The 17,358-nt window shown below is 59.9% G+C and carries 28 protein-coding genes and 1 pseudogene; all 29 read left to right on the top strand.

Annotated elements, in window-relative coordinates; translation table 11 throughout:
• Nucleotides 1–146, top strand: a pseudogene (tuf, locus tag AB4048_RS04425) (elongation factor Tu); the annotation flags it as partial.
• Between the two features lie 309 nt (nucleotides 147–455).
• Entirely contained in the window at nucleotides 456–764 is a 309-nt protein-coding gene (gene rpsJ, locus AB4048_RS04420; protein WP_003547547.1) for a 30S ribosomal protein S10, read from the top strand.
• Nucleotides 765–804: 40 nt separating this feature from the next.
• On the top strand, nucleotides 805–1,446 hold the full coding sequence (gene rplC, locus AB4048_RS04415) for a 50S ribosomal protein L3 (protein WP_442200699.1): 642 nt from the start codon (nucleotides 805–807) through the stop codon (nucleotides 1,444–1,446).
• 13 nt (nucleotides 1,447–1,459) lie between these two features.
• Nucleotides 1,460–2,080 (top strand): 50S ribosomal protein L4, encoded by a 621-nt coding sequence (gene rplD / locus AB4048_RS04410; RefSeq protein WP_442200698.1) that lies wholly within the window; start codon nucleotides 1,460–1,462, stop codon nucleotides 2,078–2,080.
• Nucleotides 2,077–2,370, top strand: coding sequence for a 50S ribosomal protein L23 (locus AB4048_RS04405; RefSeq protein WP_442200697.1), 294 nt, complete (start codon nucleotides 2,077–2,079; stop codon nucleotides 2,368–2,370). Before rplD ends, AB4048_RS04405 begins: the two co-directional genes overlap by 4 nt.
• Before the next feature lie 11 nt (nucleotides 2,371–2,381).
• Nucleotides 2,382–3,218, top strand: coding sequence for a 50S ribosomal protein L2 (gene rplB, locus AB4048_RS04400; RefSeq protein ID WP_442200696.1), 837 nt, complete (start codon nucleotides 2,382–2,384; stop codon nucleotides 3,216–3,218).
• A gap of 15 nt (nucleotides 3,219–3,233) precedes the next feature.
• Nucleotides 3,234–3,512, top strand: coding sequence for a 30S ribosomal protein S19 (gene rpsS / locus AB4048_RS04395; RefSeq protein ID WP_099868163.1), 279 nt, complete (start codon nucleotides 3,234–3,236; stop codon nucleotides 3,510–3,512).
• A gap of 2 nt (nucleotides 3,513–3,514) precedes the next feature.
• Nucleotides 3,515–3,904, top strand: a complete 390-nt coding sequence (gene rplV, locus AB4048_RS04390) for a 50S ribosomal protein L22 (protein ID WP_442200695.1) — start codon at nucleotides 3,515–3,517, stop codon at nucleotides 3,902–3,904.
• Nucleotides 3,904–4,623, top strand: a complete 720-nt coding sequence (gene rpsC, locus AB4048_RS04385) for a 30S ribosomal protein S3 (RefSeq protein WP_442200694.1) — start codon at nucleotides 3,904–3,906, stop codon at nucleotides 4,621–4,623. Before rplV ends, rpsC begins: the two co-directional genes overlap by 1 nt.
• A 17-nt stretch (nucleotides 4,624–4,640) precedes the next feature.
• On the top strand, nucleotides 4,641–5,054 hold the full coding sequence (gene rplP, locus AB4048_RS04380; protein WP_003573792.1) for a 50S ribosomal protein L16: 414 nt from the start codon (nucleotides 4,641–4,643) through the stop codon (nucleotides 5,052–5,054).
• Nucleotides 5,055–5,066: 12 nt separating this feature from the next.
• Nucleotides 5,067–5,267 carry a 50S ribosomal protein L29 gene (rpmC, locus tag AB4048_RS04375; protein ID WP_007812871.1) on the top strand — a complete coding sequence of 67 codons (201 nt, stop codon included), beginning with the start codon at nucleotides 5,067–5,069 and terminating at the stop codon, nucleotides 5,265–5,267.
• A 12-nt stretch (nucleotides 5,268–5,279) separates the two neighbouring features.
• Nucleotides 5,280–5,519 carry a 30S ribosomal protein S17 gene (rpsQ, locus tag AB4048_RS04370; protein WP_442200693.1) on the top strand — a complete coding sequence of 80 codons (240 nt, stop codon included), beginning with the start codon at nucleotides 5,280–5,282 and terminating at the stop codon, nucleotides 5,517–5,519.
• Nucleotides 5,520–5,786: 267 nt separating this feature from the next.
• Nucleotides 5,787–6,155 (top strand): 50S ribosomal protein L14, encoded by a 369-nt coding sequence (rplN, locus tag AB4048_RS04365; protein ID WP_003573790.1) that lies wholly within the window; start codon nucleotides 5,787–5,789, stop codon nucleotides 6,153–6,155.
• Nucleotides 6,156–6,167: 12 nt separating this feature from the next.
• Complete coding sequence (gene rplX / locus AB4048_RS04360) at nucleotides 6,168–6,476, top strand: 50S ribosomal protein L24 (RefSeq protein WP_442200692.1); 309 nt, start codon at nucleotides 6,168–6,170, stop codon at nucleotides 6,474–6,476.
• Nucleotides 6,469–7,026 (top strand): 50S ribosomal protein L5, encoded by a 558-nt coding sequence (gene rplE / locus AB4048_RS04355; protein ID WP_442200691.1) that lies wholly within the window; start codon nucleotides 6,469–6,471, stop codon nucleotides 7,024–7,026. The genes rplX and rplE overlap by 8 nt, the downstream gene beginning before the upstream one ends.
• 33 nt (nucleotides 7,027–7,059) lie before the next feature.
• Entirely contained in the window at nucleotides 7,060–7,365 is a 306-nt protein-coding gene (gene rpsN, locus AB4048_RS04350) for a 30S ribosomal protein S14 (RefSeq protein WP_442200690.1), read from the top strand.
• A 12-nt stretch (nucleotides 7,366–7,377) separates the two neighbouring features.
• Nucleotides 7,378–7,776 carry a 30S ribosomal protein S8 gene (gene rpsH / locus AB4048_RS04345; protein ID WP_442200689.1) on the top strand — a complete coding sequence of 133 codons (399 nt, stop codon included), beginning with the start codon at nucleotides 7,378–7,380 and terminating at the stop codon, nucleotides 7,774–7,776.
• 43 nt (nucleotides 7,777–7,819) lie between these two features.
• Entirely contained in the window at nucleotides 7,820–8,353 is a 534-nt protein-coding gene (gene rplF / locus AB4048_RS04340; protein WP_442200688.1) for a 50S ribosomal protein L6, read from the top strand.
• A 12-nt stretch (nucleotides 8,354–8,365) separates the two neighbouring features.
• The gene (gene rplR / locus AB4048_RS04335; protein ID WP_442200687.1) at nucleotides 8,366–8,728 is read left to right on the top strand and encodes a 50S ribosomal protein L18; all 363 of its coding nucleotides are present in this window, start codon (nucleotides 8,366–8,368) and stop codon (nucleotides 8,726–8,728) included.
• A 129-nt stretch (nucleotides 8,729–8,857) separates the two neighbouring features.
• A complete protein-coding gene (rpsE, locus tag AB4048_RS04330) occupies nucleotides 8,858–9,427 on the top strand; it encodes a 30S ribosomal protein S5 (RefSeq protein WP_442200686.1) in 570 nt (189 codons plus the stop codon).
• A gap of 14 nt (nucleotides 9,428–9,441) precedes the next feature.
• On the top strand, nucleotides 9,442–9,648 hold the full coding sequence (gene rpmD / locus AB4048_RS04325) for a 50S ribosomal protein L30 (protein WP_442200685.1): 207 nt from the start codon (nucleotides 9,442–9,444) through the stop codon (nucleotides 9,646–9,648).
• A gap of 16 nt (nucleotides 9,649–9,664) precedes the next feature.
• Entirely contained in the window at nucleotides 9,665–10,135 is a 471-nt protein-coding gene (gene rplO / locus AB4048_RS04320; protein ID WP_442200684.1) for a 50S ribosomal protein L15, read from the top strand.
• 223 nt (nucleotides 10,136–10,358) lie between these two features.
• The gene (gene secY, locus AB4048_RS04315; RefSeq protein ID WP_442200683.1) at nucleotides 10,359–11,699 is read left to right on the top strand and encodes a preprotein translocase subunit SecY; all 1,341 of its coding nucleotides are present in this window, start codon (nucleotides 10,359–10,361) and stop codon (nucleotides 11,697–11,699) included.
• Nucleotides 11,696–12,346: an adenylate kinase gene (locus AB4048_RS04310; RefSeq protein WP_442200682.1), complete on the top strand. Its 651-nt coding sequence runs from the start codon at nucleotides 11,696–11,698 to the stop codon at nucleotides 12,344–12,346. Before secY ends, AB4048_RS04310 begins: the two co-directional genes overlap by 4 nt.
• Before the next feature lie 301 nt (nucleotides 12,347–12,647).
• A complete protein-coding gene (gene rpsM / locus AB4048_RS04305) occupies nucleotides 12,648–13,016 on the top strand; it encodes a 30S ribosomal protein S13 (protein WP_442200681.1) in 369 nt (122 codons plus the stop codon).
• Between the two features lie 132 nt (nucleotides 13,017–13,148).
• A complete protein-coding gene (gene rpsK, locus AB4048_RS04300; protein ID WP_003547577.1) occupies nucleotides 13,149–13,538 on the top strand; it encodes a 30S ribosomal protein S11 in 390 nt (129 codons plus the stop codon).
• Nucleotides 13,539–13,641: 103 nt separating this feature from the next.
• Nucleotides 13,642–14,652, top strand: a complete 1,011-nt coding sequence (locus tag AB4048_RS04295; RefSeq protein WP_442200680.1) for a DNA-directed RNA polymerase subunit alpha — start codon at nucleotides 13,642–13,644, stop codon at nucleotides 14,650–14,652.
• A 117-nt stretch (nucleotides 14,653–14,769) separates the two neighbouring features.
• On the top strand, nucleotides 14,770–15,192 hold the full coding sequence (rplQ, locus tag AB4048_RS04290; protein WP_442200679.1) for a 50S ribosomal protein L17: 423 nt from the start codon (nucleotides 14,770–14,772) through the stop codon (nucleotides 15,190–15,192).
• A 302-nt stretch (nucleotides 15,193–15,494) separates the two neighbouring features.
• Nucleotides 15,495–17,330: a dihydroxy-acid dehydratase gene (ilvD, locus tag AB4048_RS04285; RefSeq protein ID WP_442200678.1), complete on the top strand. Its 1,836-nt coding sequence runs from the start codon at nucleotides 15,495–15,497 to the stop codon at nucleotides 17,328–17,330.
• The last annotated feature ends 28 nt before the right edge of the window (nucleotides 17,331–17,358 follow it).

Genomic DNA, 17,358 nt, shown 5'->3' with positions numbered 1-17,358 from the left:
GCACGGAAATGGTCATGCCTGGCGACAACGTCACGGTTGACGTCGAGCTGATCGTGCCGATCGCGATGGAAGAAAAGCTGCGCTTCGCTATCCGCGAAGGCGGCCGCACCGTCGGCGCCGGCATCGTCGCCTCGATCATCGAGTAATCTAAAGCCGGCCGCTTCATCTGGGGCGGCCTGCTCGATGACATTATTATGAAGCAGGCGGCTCTAGCCGCTTGCTTATTACAAAGAAATGTTGCAAATGGCGCGCGAGCGCGATTTGCGTGCGGCTTCGTGTATTCGAAGCAGTAACTAAAACTAACAATAAGGTGGGCTGAGGCCCGAAGACTAGATGGGGATGCCGAATTCCGGCGTCCTTCTCGATCTTTGATACCGGTGGTCCGCCTTAGGAAATACGAACAACCCGTGTCTTGCCTAAAGACACGCGAAGAACAAACACAAGGATAACGTCGAATGAACGGCCAAAATATCCGCATTCGCCTGAAGGCGTTCGATCACCGGATTCTCGATGCTTCTACGCGCGAGATCGTGTCGACGGCGAAGCGCACCGGTGCTAGCGTCCGGGGCCCCGTTCCGCTTCCGACCCGCATCGAGAAGTTTACGGTAAACCGGTCCCCGCACATCGACAAGAAGAGCCGCGAGCAGTTCGAGATGCGCACGCATAAGCGCCTTCTCGACATCGTTGACCCGACCCCGCAGACGGTAGACGCGCTGATGAAGCTCGATCTCGCCGCCGGTGTCGATGTTGAGATCAAGCTCTAAGACTTCGACGTCTTAGAGCTTAGTGAGAAGGATTGAACCGATGCGTTCAGGTGTGATTGCACAGAAGGTGGGAATGACCCGCGTCTATAACGACGCCGGCGAGCATGTCCCTGTGACAGTATTGCGTATGGAGGGCTGCCAAGTCGTTGCCCAGCGTACGGTTGAAAAGAATGGCTACACCGCAGTTCAGCTGGGTGCCGGCCAGGCGAAGGTCAAGAACACGTCTAAGGCGCTCCGCGGCCATTTCGCCGTCGCCAGCGTCGAGCCGAAGGCCAAGCTTCAGGAATTCCGCGTGTCGGAAGACAACCTGCTGGATGTTGGCACCGAGCTCAAGGCGGGTCATTTCTCGGCGGGCCAGCTCGTCGACGTGACCGGTACGACCATTGGTAAGGGCTTTGCCGGCGCCATGAAGCGTCATGGCTTCGGCGGTCTTCGCGCCACGCACGGTGTGTCGGTTTCGCACCGCTCGCACGGTTCGACCGGTTCGCGTCAGGACCCGGGCAAGGTTTTCAAGAACAAGAAGATGGCTGGCCACATGGGTCAGACCCGCGTTACGACGCAGAACCTCGAAGTGGTTTCGACCGACGAAGATCGTGGTCTGATCCTCATCAAGGGTGCGGTTCCCGGCTCCAAGGGTGCCTGGATCATCGTACGCGATGCCGTCAAGTCGGCAGCGAAGTAAGGGAGCCAAACCAATGGAATTGAACGTCAAGACCCTCGAGGGGAAAGACGCTGGGAAGGTTTCCCTTTCTGATGCGATTTTCGGCCTCGCCCCCCGCGAAGACATTCTTGCCCGCGTAATCCGCTGGCAGCTTGCCAAGAAGCAGCAGGGCACTCACCAGGCAAAGGGCCGCGCGGACGTTTCGCGCACCGGCGCCAAGATGTACAAGCAGAAGGGTACGGGCCGCGCTCGTCACCATTCGGCTCGCGCTCCGCAGTTCCGCGGCGGTGGTAAGGCTCATGGGCCGGTTGCCCGCAGCCATGAGCACGACCTTCCGAAGAAGGTTCGCGCCCTTGGCCTGCGTCACGCTCTCTCGGCCAAGATCAAGAGCGATGACGTCATCGTCATCGACAACCTGGTCGCTGCGGAAGCAAAGACCAAGGCACTGGCTTCCGTATTCGCGACGCTCGGCCTGACCAACGCGCTCTTCATCGGCGGCGCCGAACTTGATGGCAACTTCAAGCTCGCAGCCAAGAACATCCCGAATATCGATGTTCTGCCGATCCAGGGCATCAATGTTTACGACATCCTGCGTCGCGGCAAGCTCGTGCTTTCCAAGGCTGCGGTTGAAGCTCTAGAGGAGCGTTTCAAGTGACGGATCTTCGCCATTACGATGTGATCGTTTCTCCTGCGATCACCGAAAAGTCGACGCTGGTTTCGGAAAACAACCAGGTTGTCTTCAACGTTGCCAAGACCGCGACGAAGCCAGAAATCAAGGCTGCCGTCGAAGCGCTGTTCGGCGTCAAGGTCAAGGCCGTCAACACTCTGCTCCGCAAGGGCAAGACCAAGCGGTTCCGCGGTTTTGTCGGCAAGCAGAAGGACGTGAAGAAGGCTGTCGTGACGCTGGCTGAAGGCCAGACGATCGACGTCTCCACCGGTCTCTGAGGTATAAGAAAATGGCATTGAAAACATTCAATCCGACGACCCCGAGCCAGCGTCAGCTGGTCATCGTCGACCGCTCGGCCCTCTACAAGGGCAAGCCGGTCAAGGCCCTGACCGTTGGTCTGTCCAAGAGCGGCGGTCGTAACAACCTCGGCCGCATCACTGCCCGCTTCATCGGCGGCGGTCACAAGCGCACCTACCGCATCATCGACTTCAAGCGTCGCAAGTTTGACGTTGAAGGTACGGTTGCGCGTATCGAGTACGACCCGAACCGCACCGCGTTCATCGCACTCATCAGCTACGCAGATGGCGAGCAGGCCTATATCATCGCTCCGCAGCGTCTCGCTCCGGGCGACAAGGTCATCGCTTCTGAGAAGGCCGTCGACGTCAAGCCGGGCAACGCCATGCCGTTGCAGTACATTCCGGTCGGCTCGATCATCCACAACGTCGAGATGAAGCCTGGCAAGGGCGGTCAGATCGCACGTTCAGCCGGTTCCTACGCGCAGCTCGTCGGCCGCGACCAGGGCATGGCTATTCTTCGCCTGAATTCCGGCGAACAGCGTCTCGTACCGGGCAGCTGCCTGGCTTCGATCGGCGCCGTTTCGAACCCGGATCACGGCAACATCAACGACGGCAAGGCCGGTCGTACAGTTTGGCGTGGCAAGCGTCCGCATAACCGCGGTGTCGTCATGAACCCCGTCGACCATCCGCACGGCGGTGGTGAAGGCCGCACTTCGGGTGGTCGCCATCCTGTTTCTCCGTGGGGCAAGCCTACCAAGGGCAAGCGCACACGGTCCAACAAGGCGACCGACAAGTTCATTATGCGCTCGCGCCATCAGCGCAAGAAGTAAGAGAGGAAGTCTCAAGTGGCTCGTTCAGTATGGAAAGGTCCGTTTGTTGACGGCTATCTTCTCAAGAAGGCTGAGAAGGTTCGTGAAGGCGGACGTAACGAAGTAATCAAGATGTGGAGCCGTCGCTCCACCATCTTGCCGCAGTTCGTTGGCCTCACCTTCGGCGTCTACAACGGCAGCAAGCATATCCCGGTCAGCGTCAACGAAGACATGGTCGGTCACAAGTTCGGTGAGTTCGCCCCGACCCGCACCTACTATGGTCACGGCGCGGACAAGAAGGCGAAGAGGAAGTAACGATGGGCAAGGCAAAAACTGAACGCCGGCTCAAGGACAACGAAGCGCAGGCAGTCGCCCGTACGCTTCGCGTCAGCCCCCAGAAGCTTAACCTGGTTGCCGCGACGATCCGCGGCAAGAAGGTCGAGCGTGCACTCGCTGAGCTGGAGTTCTCCCGCAAGCGCATCGCAGGCGCCGTCAAGAAGACGCTGGAATCTGCGATCGCCAACGCCGAGAACAACCATGACCTCGACGTCGACTCGCTCGTCGTCGCCGAGGCCTATGTCGGCAAGTCGATCGTGATGAAGCGCTTCCACGCTCGTGGTCGTGGCCGCGCATCGCGCGTCGAAAAGCCGTTCGCGCACCTGACGATCGTCGTTCGCGAAGTCGAAGCCACTGAGGAGGCCGCATAATGGGTCAGAAAATCAATCCAATTGGTTTCCGTCTTGGCATCAACCGTACCTGGGATAGCCGCTGGTTCGCGGACAATGCCGAGTATGGTCAGCTGCTTCACGAAGACCTGAAGATGCGCAAGTTCGTGATGAGCGAACTGAAGCAGGCCGGTATTTCCAAGGTCGTGATCGAACGTCCGCACAAGAAGTGCCGCGTGACGATCCACTCGGCTCGTCCGGGCCTGATCATCGGCAAGAAGGGCGCAGACATCGACAAGCTCCGCAAGAAGCTGTCGGAAATGACGAATTCCGAAACGCACCTCAACATCGTCGAAGTGCGTAAGCCGGAAATCGACGCGACGCTGGTAGCCCAGTCGATCGCACAGCAGCTCGAGCGCCGCGTGGCTTTCCGCCGCGCCATGAAGCGCGCCGTTCAGTCCGCGATGCGTCTTGGCGCCGAAGGCATCAAGATCACCTGCGCTGGCCGTCTCGGCGGTGCTGAAATCGCGCGTACGGAATGGTACCGCGAAGGTCGCGTTCCGTTGCACACGCTGCGCGCCGACATCGACTACGGTACGTCCGAAGCGGAAACCGCTTTCGGCATCTGCGGCATCAAGGTCTGGATCTTCAAGGGCGAAATCCTTGAACACGATCCGATGGCCTCCGAGCGCCGCGCACTCGAAGGTGACGCTCAGGGTCCGGCAAGCCGTGACCGCGATCGCCGCCGCGAAAACGCATAAGTTCGGAGAATTAGAAAATGTTGCAGCCAAAGCGTACGAAGTACCGAAAGCAATTCAAGGGCCGCATCAAGGGCGTCGCCAAGGGTGGTTCTGACCTCGCATTCGGCGAATTCGGTCTTAAGGCTCAGGAGCCGAACCGCGTCAATGCACGCGAGATCGAAGCGGCCCGCCGCGCGATCACGCGCTACATGAAGCGCGCCGGCCGTGTATGGATCCGCGTGTTCCCGGACGTTCCGGTAACCGCAAAGCCGACCGAAGTCCGCATGGGTAAAGGTAAGGGCTCTGTCGAATACTGGGCATGCAAGGTCAAGCCAGGCCGCATGATGTTCGAGATCGACGGTGTCAGCGAAGAAATCGCTCGCGAAGCGCTTCGCCTGGGCTCTGCTAAGCTCTCGGTCAAGACGCGCTTCGTTCAGCGCATTGCAGAGTAAGGAGCAAGGCACATGAAAGCCGAAGAAGTTCGCGGCCTCACGGCCGACCAGCTCAAGGACAAGCTTGCCGACCTGAAGAAGGAGCAGTTCAACCTGCGCTTCCAGAAGGCGACCGGCCAGCTTGAGAAGTCCTCGCGCATCGACGAAGTCCGCAAGGACATCGCCCGCGTGAAAACCATTGCCCGCCAGAAGGCGGCAGAAGCAAAGGCCTAAAGGAAGAAAAATATGCCGAAGCGCATTCTGCAGGGCGTCGTGGTCAGCGACAAGAACGAGAAGACTGTTGTGGTTCGGGTCGAGCGCCGCTTTGCGCACCCGCTGCTCCAGAAGACGGTTCGTCGTTCCAAGAAGTACAAGGCTCACGACGAAAACAATCAGTACAAGATCGGCGACGTCGTTTCCATCGAGGAATGCGCTCCGATCTCCAAGGACAAGCGCTGGACGGTCGTTGCCGCCCAGGCGAAGTAAAGAGAATTTCACGCGAGGCCTTGCGTCTCGCGGAAATATCTGTATGAAGCAGCGTCAGAACGCTCGACTGCCGGGCGTTCTTTTGCTTTGAGCGCACGGAAGGTCCCATCAGGGAAACCGCCCTGTCACGATCTTACCCGCGCTAGTCAAGCTATTGCCATGTCTGTTCCTGCCCATGCGGCGGGACAGGGAGGCTGACAATTTTCCATGCCGGAGTAGGGGGCCAAGGGCCCAACCGCGCCGGTTACAACAAGAAGGCGACCTGACATGATTCAGATGCAAACAAACCTCGACGTGGCGGATAATTCCGGCGCACGTCGTGTCATGTGCATCAAGGTGCTGGGCGGCTCGAAGCGCAAGTACGCTTCGATCGGCGACGTTATCGTCGTCTCGATCAAGGAAGCGATCCCGCGCGGCCGTGTGAAGAAGGGTGACGTGATGAAGGCGGTTGTCGTTCGCACCGCCAAGGACATCCGTCGTCCGGATGGCAGCGTCATCCGTTTCGACACCAACGCAGCAGTCCTCATCGACAACAAGAAAGAGCCGATCGGCACCCGTATCTTCGGACCGGTTCCGCGCGAACTTCGCGCCAAGAACCACATGAAGATCATCTCGCTGGCTCCCGAAGTACTGTAAGGAGCGGAAGCGATGCAAAAGATCCGTAAAGGCGACAAGGTCGTCATTCTCGCCGGCAAGGACAAGGGCCGTACCGGTGAAGTTATCCAGGTTATGCCGAAGGAAGACCGTGCGGTCGTTCGTGGCGTCAACGTCGTCAAGCGCCACCAGCGCCAGACCCAGACGCAGGAAGCCGGCATCATCAGCAAGGAAGCCTCGCTTCACCTGTCCAACGTTGCGATCATCGACAAGGACGGCAAGCCGACCCGCGTCGGTTTCAAGGTCGTGGACGGTAAGAAGGTGCGTGTGGCAAAGCGTTCGGGAGATGTGATCGATGGCTGAGGCAAAGTACGAGCCGCGGCTCAAGAAGGAATATATCGAGCGCATCCGCGCGGCGCTGCGGGAGAAGTTCTCCTACAGCAACGAAATGCAGATCCCCAAGCTCGACAAGATCGTCATCAACATGGGCGTGGGTGAGGCAACTGCCGACTCCAAGAAGCCCACCGTTGCTGCTGCCGATCTCGCAGCGATCGCCGGCCAGAAGCCGGTCATCACTCACGCACGTAACTCCATCGCTGGCTTCAAGGTCCGCGAAAATATGCCGATCGGCGCGAAGGTCACCCTGCGCGGCGCCCGCATGTACGAGTTCCTGGATCGCCTGGTCAACATCGCGCTTCCGCGCGTTCGCGACTTCCGCGGCCTGAACCCGAAATCCTTCGACGGCCGTGGCAACTTCGCCATGGGCATCAAGGAGCACATTGTGTTCCCAGAAATCAACTACGACAAGGTTGATCAGATGTGGGGCATGGACATCATCGTTTGCACGACGGCAAACACGGACGACGAAGCACGGGCTCTGCTGACAGAGTTCAACTTCCCTTTCCGTCAGTAACCGTAACGACGAGCGTAGAAAAGGAACTCCGATATGGCGAAGACAAGCGCAGTCGAAAAGAACAAGCGCCGCCGCAAGACCGTCGCCAACCAGTCCGCGAAGCGCGCTGAGTTGAAGGCGATCATCATGAACCAGTCGCTTTCGATCGAAGATCGCTTCAAGGCTACCTTGAAGCTCGCTTCGCTCCCCCGCGATGGATCGAAGACCCGCGTCCGTAACCGTTGCGAAGTCTCCGGTCGTCCGCGCGCCTATTACCGCAAGCTCAAGATGTCGCGTATTGCGCTACGTGAACTAGGCAATTTCGGCAAGGTGCCGGGCATCGTTAAGTCGAGCTGGTAAGGAGCAGGACAGATGACTATGACTGATCCGTTGGGCGATATGCTCACCCGTATCCGCAACGGCGCTTCCCGTCGCAAGTCGTCGGTTTCGACGCCTGCTTCCAAGCTCCGTGAGCGTGTTCTCGATGTTCTCCAGGCTGAAGGCTACATCCGTGGCTATTCCGTTGTCGATTTCGGCAATGGCAAGTCTGAGCTCAGCATCGAACTCAAGTACTATGAAGGCGCATCGGTGATCCGTGAGATCGGCCGTGTGTCCAAGCCGGGCCGCCGAGTTTATGTCTCGGTTAAGTCCATCCCGCAGGTCGCGAACGGCCTCGGCATCACCATCCTTTCGACTCCGAAGGGTGTGATGGCCGATCACCAGGCTCGTGAACAGAATGTTGGTGGCGAGGTTCTCTGCTCGGTCTTCTAAGATCGGACAGAGATCTCCCCTCGAAACAGACAGGTTTGAAAAAATGTCTCGTATCGGTAAGAAGCCCGTTCAGGTACCTGCAGGAATCACGGCCACGATTGATGGCCAGAAGGTGACTGCCAAGGGCCCGAAGGGCGAGCTGTTCTTCGTCGCTAACGACGAAGTCGGCCTCAAGCTCGAAAACAACGCGGTTCTCGTAACGCCGCTCAACGACAGCAAGGATGCTCGCGCAAAGTGGGGCATGTCCCGCACGATGATCGAGAACATCTTCAAGGGCGTCAAGGACGGCTACGAGCGCAAGCTCGAAATCAGCGGCGTCGGCTACCGTGCTGCCCTGCAGGGCAAGAACCTGCAGTTGGCACTCGGCTTCAGCCACGACGTGGTCTATGAGCCGCCGGTCGGTATCTCGATCGCTGTGCCGAAGCCGACGGAAATCGTCGTCACCGGCATCGACAAGCAGCAGGTCGGCCAGGTTGCCGCGGAAATCCGCGAATACCGTGGCCCCGAGCCCTACAAGGGCAAGGGTGTTAAGTATGCCGGCGAGCGGATCGTCCGCAAAGAAGGCAAGAAGAAGTAAGGATCACGCGAAATGGCTAGCAGGAAAGAAACACTTGCACGTCGCGCCAACCGCGTGCGCCGTCAAATCAAGTCGGTGGCCAACGGCCGTCCGCGCCTGTCGGTTCATCGCTCGTCGAAGAACATCTACGTTCAGGTTATCGATGACGTGGCCGGCAAGACGCTTGCGTCCGCCTCCACCCTCGACAAGGACCTGCGCGGTTCTCTGAAGACCGGTGCCGATACCGCAGCTGCCGCTGCTGTTGGCAAGCTCGTTGCCGAGCGCGCCTCCAAGGCCGGTGTCAAGGAAGTGGTTTTCGACCGCGGCGCCTTCATCTTTCACGGCCGCATCAAGGCTCTCGCCGATGCAGCCCGCGAAGGCGGTCTGAGCTTCTAAGTAAGTTTCCGGCCGGATCCTTGAGATCCGGCCGGATTTCACCGGGCCGCAAACGCTTCCAGTTGGAAGGCCGGTGCGGTCCATTTGTTGTTTGCCCGTTGCACCCGGAAAAGAAAAAGGAAAAGGACAATGGCACAAGAAAGAAGAGGCTCGCGCGACGATCGCCAGAGCCGCGAGGAGCGCGACAGCGAATTCGTTGACAAGCTCGTCGCCATCAACCGCGTCGCCAAGGTCGTCAAGGGCGGCCGTCGTTTCGGTTTTGCCGCTCTCGTCGTCGTCGGCGACCAGAAGGGCCGCGTTGGTTTCGGTCATGGCAAGGCACGCGAAGTGCCGGAAGCCATCCGCAAGGCTACCGAAGCCGCCAAGCGCGAACTGATCTTCGTACCGCTGCGTGACGGCCGTACGCTGCACCACGACATCCATGGCCGCCACGGCGCCGGTAAGGTGCTGCTGCGTTCTGCCAAGGCCGGTACCGGTATCATCGCCGGCGGTCCGATGCGTGCCGTATTCGAAACGCTCGGCGTTCACGACGTCGTTGCCAAGTCGACCGGTTCGTCGAACCCGTACAACATGGTTCGCGCCACGTTCGACGCTCTGAAGCACCAGGTTCACCCGAAGGACATCGCAGCTCAGCGCGGCATCAAGTATGCAACGCTTCAGGCTCGTCGTAGCGCCTCCGGCAACGCCTCTGAAGAATAAGAGGAGTCTGACCTATGGCGAAGACCAAGAAAGCCGAAGCAAAGACGGTCACCGTCGAACAGATCGGTAGCCCCATCCGCCGTCCGGCCGTACAGCAGCAGACGCTGATCGGCCTGGGCCTCAACAAGATGCACCGCCGCCGCACGCTGGAGGATACTCCGTCTGTTCGTGGCATGATCCGCGCTGTGCAGCATCTCGTTCGCGTCGTCGACGAGAAGTAAGCCGGAGGATAGTTTCATGAAATTGAATGAAATCACCGACAACGAAGGTTCGACCCACAGCCGCAAGCGCCTTGGCCGTGGTATCGGCTCGGGCAAGGGCAAGACCGGTGGTCGCGGCGTGAAGGGTCAGAAGTCCCGTTCCGGCGTTGCCATCAACGGTTTCGAAGGCGGTCAGATGCCTATCTACCGTCGTCTGCCGAAGCGCGGCTTCAACAACATCTTCGCATCTGACTATGTCGTCGTTTCGCTGGCTCGCCTCCAGGCTGCCGTCGATGCCGGCAAGCTCGATGCCAAGGCAACGGTCGACGCCGCAGCCCTCAAGGCCGCCGGCGTTATCCGCCGCATCAAGGATGGCGTTCGCGTCCTCTCTGACGGCGAACTGAAGGCTAAGCTGACGCTGGAAGTTGCCGGTGCCTCGAAGTCCGCGGTTGAAAAGATCGAGAAGGCTGGCGGTACCGTCAAGCTTCTTGCTGCAGCCGCAGAATAATCTGACTATATATCGCCCGGGGTGCTTCACACCGGGCGATTTTGCTCCCATATGTGAGCCTCACAAAACCTGAACGACGCGTCCGCGTCCTTCCGGGTCATAACGGGAACCCAGGGTGAGGCATCGGATTGCACCGCAATCCGCGCGACGCCCTGCTTGATCAATTTTTATACTGATTTCGGAACCGGCCGATTTGTCCGGAATTGGTATCGCGGAGAATCGCATGGCATCTGCAGCGGAACAGTTGGCGTCCAACCTCAATTTTTCGACCTTCGCTAAAGCCGAGGATTTGAAGAAGCGCCTGTGGTTCACCCTCGGCGCTCTCCTCGTTTATCGCTTGGGCACCCATATCCCGCTGCCGGGCCTGAACCCGGAAGCCTATGCCCAGGCCTTCAAGGGCCAGGCAGGCGGCATTCTCGGCCTCTTCAACATGTTCTCGGGCGGCGCCGTGCAGCGCATGGCGATCTTCGCCCTCGGCATCATGCCTTACATTTCCGCTTCGATCATCGTGCAGCTCATGACCTCGGTCGTACCGGCGCTCGAGAACCTGAAGAAGGAAGGCGAGCAGGGCCGCAAGATCATCAACCAGTACACGCGCTACGGCACCGTATTGCTCGGCGCATTGCAGGCCTATGGCATCTCCGTGGGACTGGAGAGCGGCAGCGGGCTTGTCGTTGATCCGGGCTGGTTCTTCCGAATTTCTACCGTCATCACGCTGCTCGGCGGCACGATGTTCCTGATGTGGCTCGGCGAGCAGATCACGTCGCGCGGTATCGGCAACGGCATTTCGCTGATCATCTTTGCCGGCATCGCGGCCGGCCTTCCGCAGGCCCTTGCCGGGACGCTCGAACTTGGCCGCACCGGCGCGCTGTCGACCGGCCTCATTCTTGTCGTGCTGTTGGTGGCGATCGGCGTCATCGGCCTGATCGTCTTTGTCGAGCGTGCGCAGCGACGCCTTTTGATCCAGTATCCGAAGCGCCAGGTCGGCAACCGCATGTTCCAGGGCGACACCTCGCACCTGCCGCTGAAACTCAACACTTCGGGCGTTATCCCGGCGATCTTCGCGTCTTCGTTGCTGCTGTTGCCGGCAACGATCGCGGGCTTTGCCAACAACGCTGCGATGCCCGGTTGGGCGACGGCCATCGTTGCCTCGCTTGGCCACGGCCGTCCGCTCTACATGGTGCTCTACGCGCTGATGATCGCCTTCTTCGCGTTCTTCTACACCGCGATCGTGTTCAATCCGAAGGACACCGCGGACAATCTGAAGAAGCATGGGGGCTTTATCCCCGGCATCCGCCCCGGTGACCGCACCGCCGAATATATCGATTACGTGCTGACGCGAATCACGGTGATCGGCGCGATCTATCTCGTATTTGTCTGCATCCTGCCTGAGATCCTCGTATCCCAGACCGGTATTCCGTTAGCCCTTGGTGGCACTTCGCTTTTGATCGTGGTTAGCGTAACGCTGGACACGGTGGCACAGATTCAGGGTCATCTGATCGCACAGCAGTACGAAGGCCTGATCAAGAAGTCGAAACTGCGGGGAGGGAAGCGGGGGAGATGAGACTAATACTTTTGGGGCCGCCGGGCGCGGGTAAGGGGACCCAAGCTCAGCGAATCGTGGAGAAGAACGGCATTCCGCAGCTCTCCACGGGTGACATGCTTCGGGCGGCGGTTACCGCCGGGACCGAAGTCGGCAAGCGGGCCAAGGCGGTAATGGACGCCGGCAAGCTTGTTTCGGACGAGATCGTCAACGCGATCGTTTCCGAGCGGATCGACCAGCCGGATTGCGCGCGAGGCTTCATCCTCGACGGCTTTCCGCGCACGCTCGTGCAGGCGGATGCGACCGAGGCGATGCTGAAGGCCAAGGGAATTGCGCTTTCAGCCGTGATCGAGATCAAGGTGGACGACGCCGTTCTCGCTGATCGTGTTTCGGGCCGCTATACCTGCGCCAATTGCGGCGCGGGCTATCACGACCAAAACCTCAGGCCGAAGGTCGAGGGGGTCTGCGACCGCTGCGGTTCCACGCATTTCAAGCGCCGCGCCGACGACAACCGCGACACCGTGGTGACCCGTCTGCAGGCGTACTACAAGGAAACCTCGCCGCTCATTGGCTACTACTATGCCAAGGGCAAGCTTCATTCCGTTGATGGCATGGCCGATATCGACCATGTGACGGCGGATATCGAGGCTATCCTCGCAAAGCTGTGAGCATCTACCGCCTCGCGGCCAAATGCGAGGCGTCAAACACCCTGGCACCGCAAAGATCAGCTGGAAACCAGCAGGGCTTTGGAGTGTTAAAATAACTTGCTGGAGCGGTTGCTTTTTTGCGCTGATTCCGTTAAACACCGCGCCAACTCGCGACATACCATGCGATCGGCGCGGATTTCCGCAAGGAAGTCCGGTTCGGTCGTTTTGACATGTTACGGACACAAACTTGAACAGGCGGCCTTAAGGGTCGGCATAACGAAGACCTTTGCCGCACGGCAAATGGAACGCAAGGAGAATAGGCGTGGCACGTATCGCTGGCGTCAACATCCCGACTGCAAAGCGCGTTGTAATCGCGCTTCGTTACATTCACGGGATCGGACCGAAGTTTGCAAATGAAATCTGCGAAAAGGTTGGCATCCCGGCTGAGCGCCGCGTCCACCAGCTGACGGACGCTGAAGTCCTGCAGATTCGCGAAACCATCGACCGCGACTACCAGGTCGAAGGTGATCTGCGTCGCGATACCGCGATGAACATCAAGCGTCTGATGGACCTTGGCTGCTACCGCGGCCTGCGCCATCGCCGCGGCCTTCCGGTCCGCGGTCAGCGCACGCACACCAATGCCCGCACCCGCAAGGGTCCGGCAAAGGCGATTGCTGGTAAGAAGAAGTAATCTCCGGGAAACCGGGTGGGGGAGGCTGGCGGTCCGCTGGCCTCTTTTGAGTTTGGCAGGCGGCTCTGTGGGCCTTTTGCCGGTGTAGCCGCTGGTATTACGGCGGTGAAGAGATCCAGGAAAGGAATACCCATGGCTAAGGAAGCCGTCCGCGTTCGCCGTCGCGAGCGCAAGAACATCTCGTCGGGTGTCGCTCACGTCAACTCGACCTTCAACAACACGATGATCACCATCACCGACGCTCAGGGCAATGCGATTGCCTGGTCGTCCGCTGGTGCCAAGGGTTTCAAGGGCTCGCGCAAGTCGACCCCGTTTGCCGCCCAGATCGCCGCTGAAGACTGCGCCAAGAAGGCCCAGGAACATGGCATGAAGTCGCTGGAAGTCGAAGTTTGCGGCCCGGGTTCGGGTCGTGAGTCCGCTCTGCGCGCGCTCCAGGCTGCCGGTTTCATGATCACGTCCATCCGCGACGTGACCCCGATCCCGCACAATGGTTGCCGCCCGCGCAAGAAGCGCCGCGTCTGATCATCGCCATACATGGCATCGGTGAGCGCGCGAGCGCTCCTCCCGGTGCTTCTCAAGCTCGGTTGCCACGATTGGATAGTGGCAACGAACGGAAGGCAAGAATATGATTCAGAAAAACTGGCAGGAACTGATCAAGCCGAACAAGGTCGAGTTCACGTCCAATGGCCGCGCCAAGGTAAGCCTTATCGCAGAGCCGCTTGAGCGTGGCTTTGGTCTGACCCTCGGCAACGCGCTTCGCCGCGTTCTGCTGTCGTCGCTGCGCGGTGCCGCTGTGACGGCGGTGCAGATCGACGGCGTGCTGCATGAGTTCTCCTCGATCCCGGGCGTTCGCGAGGACGTGACCGACATCGTGCTCAACATCAAGGAAATCGCCATCAAGATGGATGGCGATGACGCCAAGCGTATGGTCGTGCGCAAGCAGGGACCCGGCGTTGTAAAGGCTGGCGACATCCAGACGGTCGGCGATATCGAAATTCTCAATCCCGAGCATGTCATCTGCACGCTCGACGAGGGTGCCGAGATCCGTATGGAGTTCACGGTCAACAACGGCAAGGGTTATGTCCCGGCTGAACGTAACCGCGCTGAAGATGCTCCGATCGGTCTTATCCCGGTCGACAGCCTCTACTCGCCTGTCAAGAAGGTATCCTACCGCGTTGAAAACACGCGCGAAGGCCAGGTTCTTGACTACGACAAGCTGACCATGGCGATCGAAACCGATGGCTCGATCACCGGCGAAGACGCGGTTGCTTTCGCGGCGCGCATTCTCCAGGACCAGCTCGGTGTATTCGTCAACTTCGACGAGCCGCAGAAGGAAACCGAAGAAGAGGCAGTTACCGAACTCGCCTTCAACCCGGCGCTCCTCAAGAAGGTGGACGAGCTCGAATTGTCCGTTCGTTCGGCAAATTGCCTGAAGAACGACAACATCGTCTACATCGGCGACCTCATTCAGAAGACCGAAGCAGAAATGCTCCGTACGCCGAACTTTGGTCGCAAGTCGCTGAACGAAATCAAGGAAGTTCTCGCTTCCATGGGCCTGCACCTCGGCATGGAAGTGCCGGCATGGCCGCCCGAGAACATCGAAGATCTCGCCAAGCGCTACGAAGACCAGTACTAAACAACAAAAAGGCAGGTTTTGACTGCCTTTCCCCGTCAAACAGCAGGCAAATCGCCTGCATGTGCCAGGAAACGGCAGGCCCGAACGAAAGGGCACCTGCGATAAAGGAGAATAGCAATGCGCCATGGTAAAGCCGGCCGCAAGCTGAATAGAACTGCAAGCCATCGCAAGGCGATGTTCGCCAACATGGCGGCTTCGCTCATCACCCACGAGCAGATCGTTACGACCCTGCCGAAGGCCAAGGAAATCCGTCCGATCGTCGAGAAGCTCGTCACGCTCGGCAAGCGCGGCGACCTGCACGCCCGTCGTCAGGCCATCTCGCAGATCCGTGACGTTGCCGTCGTCTCGAAGCTGTTCGACGCGATCGCAACCCGCTACGCCACCCGCAACGGCGGCTACCTGCGTATCATGAAGGCCGGCTTCCGCCAGGGCGACAACGCCGCCATGGCTGTCGTCGAGTTCGTCGAACGCGACACCTTCGCCAAGGGCGCAGCCGACAAGGCCCGCGTAGCAGCCGAAGAAGAAGCCGCAGCCGCTTAAGGCTCGGGTTTCCCGCGAATAGCTAAAGGCCGGACGAGCGATCGTCCGGCCTTTCTGGTGTTCGGGCTACACTTACCGTCGAAGTCTGAAGCGCTCATCGACGCCGCTTTGTAACAGAGTCAGACCTGAAATCATCGATGGCCAAGTGCGCGTCTCCGCCGGCGTACCGGATTCGGCTCGACTGATAGTGACAGTCACGGCCGATTGGATTAGGACAATGCCGAAAAGCACGGGATTTGCCCTCATTTCGGCGATAGGCGCACGCCGTCGGCATCCCATTCCACGACGTCGAGGAAGACACCATGCCAGCTTATCGTTCGAGAACCACGACCCATGGCCGCAACATGGCGGGTGCGCGAGGACTTTGGCGCGCGACGGGCATGAAGGATTCGGATTTCGGCAAGCCGATCATCGCGGTGGTGAACTCGTTCACACAGTTCGTGCCGGGTCACGTTCACCTGAAAGATCTCGGCCAGCTGGTGGCCCGCGAAATCGAAGCGGCCGGTGGTGTCGCCAAGGAGTTCAACACGATCGCCGTTGACGATGGCATCGCCATGGGTCACGACGGCATGCTCTATTCGCTGCCATCGCGCGAAATCATCGCCGACTCGGTCGAATATATGGTCAACGCCCACTGCGCCGATGCGATGGTCTGCATTTCAAACTGCGACAAGATTACGCCCGGCATGCTGAATGCCGCGATGCGCCTCAATATCCCGGCCGTCTTCGTCTCCGGTGGGCCGATGGAGGCCGGCAAGGTGGTGCTGCATGGCAAGACCCACGCGCTCGACCTGATCGACGCCATGGTCGCGGCTGCCGACGACAAGATGACGGACGAGGAAGTGAACGTCATCGAGCGCTCGGCCTGTCCGACCTGCGGATCCTGCTCCGGCATGTTCACGGCCAATTCGATGAACTGCCTCACCGAAGCGCTTGGCCTGTCGCTGCCCGGCAACGGCTCGACGCTCGCCACGCATGCGGACCGCAAGCGTCTGTTCGTCGAGGCTGGTCATCTGATCGTCGATCTCGCTCGGCGCTACTACGAGCAGGAGGATGCAAGCGTCCTGCCGCGCAACGTCGCCACCAAGCAGGCTTTCGAGAATGCCATGGCGCTCGACATCGCCATGGGCGGTTCGACCAATACCGTGCTGCATATTCTCGCCGCCGCCTATGAGGGCGACGTCGATTTCACCATGGACGATATCGACCGCCTGTCGCGCAGGGTGCCGTGCCTGTCCAAGGTCGCGCCCGCCAAGAGCGACGTTCACATGGAAGACGTCCACCGCGCCGGCGGCATCATGTCGATCCTCGGCGAGCTGGAAAAGGGCGGTTTGCTCAACCGCGATTGTTCGACGGTGCATGCCGAAACGCTCGGCGACGCCATCGACCGCTGGGACATCACCCGCACCAACAGCGAGACGGTGCGCAGTTTCTATCGCGCAGCGCCCGGCGGCATCCCGACCCAGGTTGCCTTCAGCCAGGCGGCTCGCTGGGACGAGCTCGATACCGACCGCGTCGGCGGCGTCATCCGCTCTGTCGAGCATCCGTTCTCGAAGGATGGCGGCCTTGCGGTTCTCAAGGGCAATATCGCCCTTGACGGCTGCATCGTGAAGACGGCCGGCGTCGACGAATCGATCCTGAAGTTTACCGGCCCGGCACGCGTCTTCGAAAGCCAGGATGCCGCCGTGAAGGCGATCCTCGCCAACGAGATCGTCGCTGGCGACGTCGTCGTCATCGTCTATGAAGGCCCTAAGGGTGGTCCGGGCATGCAGGAAATGCTCTATCCAACGAGCTACCTGAAGTCGAAGGGCCTCGGAAAGGCCTGCGCGCTTGTAACCGACGGCCGTTTCTCCGGCGGCACGTCGGGCCTCTCGATCGGCCATTGCTCGCCGGAAGCAGCCAACGGCGGCCTGATCGGCCTCGTGCGCGAGGGTGATACGATCGAGATCGACATCCCGAACCGGACGATCAACCTCAAGGTTTCCGAAACCGAGCTTGACGCGCGCCGCAAGGCACAGGACGCGCTCGGCTGGAAGCCCTCGGCGCCGCGCAAGCGCAACGTCACGACGGCGCTGAAAGCCTACGCCGCTTTCGCCGCCAGCGCCGACAAGGGTGCGGTGCGCCTTCTGCCGGAGTAACCTTGGCCTTTGCGGTCTTGTCTTTGGC

This window comes from Rhizobium sp. RAF56 (genome assembly GCF_052113965.1).
Lineage (GTDB): Bacteria > Pseudomonadota > Alphaproteobacteria > Rhizobiales > Rhizobiaceae > Rhizobium.
This window is presented reverse-complemented; position numbering and strand designations above follow the sequence as displayed.

Excerpts from the sequence above, each read along its gene's own strand:
- rplE (WP_442200691.1), top strand. The coding sequence starts at position 6,469 with ATGGCTGAGGCAAAGTACGAGCCGCGGCTCAAGAAGGAATATATCGAG.
- rplN (WP_003573790.1), top strand. The coding sequence starts at position 5,787 with ATGATTCAGATGCAAACAAACCTCGACGTGGCGGATAATTCCGGCGCA.
- rplR (WP_442200687.1), top strand. The coding sequence starts at position 8,366 with ATGGCTAGCAGGAAAGAAACACTTGCACGTCGCGCCAACCGCGTGCGC.
- rplD (WP_442200698.1), top strand. The coding sequence starts at position 1,460 with ATGGAATTGAACGTCAAGACCCTCGAGGGGAAAGACGCTGGGAAGGTT.
- rplB (WP_442200696.1), top strand. The coding sequence starts at position 2,382 with ATGGCATTGAAAACATTCAATCCGACGACCCCGAGCCAGCGTCAGCTG.
- rpsC (WP_442200694.1), top strand. The coding sequence starts at position 3,904 with ATGGGTCAGAAAATCAATCCAATTGGTTTCCGTCTTGGCATCAACCGT.
- AB4048_RS04295 (WP_442200680.1), top strand. The coding sequence starts at position 13,642 with ATGATTCAGAAAAACTGGCAGGAACTGATCAAGCCGAACAAGGTCGAG.
- rpsE (WP_442200686.1), top strand. The coding sequence starts at position 8,858 with ATGGCACAAGAAAGAAGAGGCTCGCGCGACGATCGCCAGAGCCGCGAG.
- rplC (WP_442200699.1), top strand. The coding sequence starts at position 805 with ATGCGTTCAGGTGTGATTGCACAGAAGGTGGGAATGACCCGCGTCTAT.
- rplF (WP_442200688.1), top strand. The coding sequence starts at position 7,820 with ATGTCTCGTATCGGTAAGAAGCCCGTTCAGGTACCTGCAGGAATCACG.
- rplO (WP_442200684.1), top strand. The coding sequence starts at position 9,665 with ATGAAATTGAATGAAATCACCGACAACGAAGGTTCGACCCACAGCCGC.
- rplX (WP_442200692.1), top strand. The coding sequence starts at position 6,168 with ATGCAAAAGATCCGTAAAGGCGACAAGGTCGTCATTCTCGCCGGCAAG.
- AB4048_RS04310 (WP_442200682.1), top strand. The coding sequence starts at position 11,696 with ATGAGACTAATACTTTTGGGGCCGCCGGGCGCGGGTAAGGGGACCCAA.
- rpsN (WP_442200690.1), top strand. The coding sequence starts at position 7,060 with ATGGCGAAGACAAGCGCAGTCGAAAAGAACAAGCGCCGCCGCAAGACC.
- rplP (WP_003573792.1), top strand. The coding sequence starts at position 4,641 with ATGTTGCAGCCAAAGCGTACGAAGTACCGAAAGCAATTCAAGGGCCGC.
- rplQ (WP_442200679.1), top strand. The coding sequence starts at position 14,770 with ATGCGCCATGGTAAAGCCGGCCGCAAGCTGAATAGAACTGCAAGCCAT.
- ilvD (WP_442200678.1), top strand. The coding sequence starts at position 15,495 with ATGCCAGCTTATCGTTCGAGAACCACGACCCATGGCCGCAACATGGCG.
- secY (WP_442200683.1), top strand. The coding sequence starts at position 10,359 with ATGGCATCTGCAGCGGAACAGTTGGCGTCCAACCTCAATTTTTCGACC.
- rpsK (WP_003547577.1), top strand. The coding sequence starts at position 13,149 with ATGGCTAAGGAAGCCGTCCGCGTTCGCCGTCGCGAGCGCAAGAACATC.
- rplV (WP_442200695.1), top strand. The coding sequence starts at position 3,515 with ATGGGCAAGGCAAAAACTGAACGCCGGCTCAAGGACAACGAAGCGCAG.
- rpmC (WP_007812871.1), top strand. The coding sequence starts at position 5,067 with ATGAAAGCCGAAGAAGTTCGCGGCCTCACGGCCGACCAGCTCAAGGAC.
- rpsJ (WP_003547547.1), top strand. The coding sequence starts at position 456 with ATGAACGGCCAAAATATCCGCATTCGCCTGAAGGCGTTCGATCACCGG.
- rpsQ (WP_442200693.1), top strand. The coding sequence starts at position 5,280 with ATGCCGAAGCGCATTCTGCAGGGCGTCGTGGTCAGCGACAAGAACGAG.
- rpmD (WP_442200685.1), top strand. The coding sequence starts at position 9,442 with ATGGCGAAGACCAAGAAAGCCGAAGCAAAGACGGTCACCGTCGAACAG.
- rpsH (WP_442200689.1), top strand. The coding sequence starts at position 7,378 with ATGACTATGACTGATCCGTTGGGCGATATGCTCACCCGTATCCGCAAC.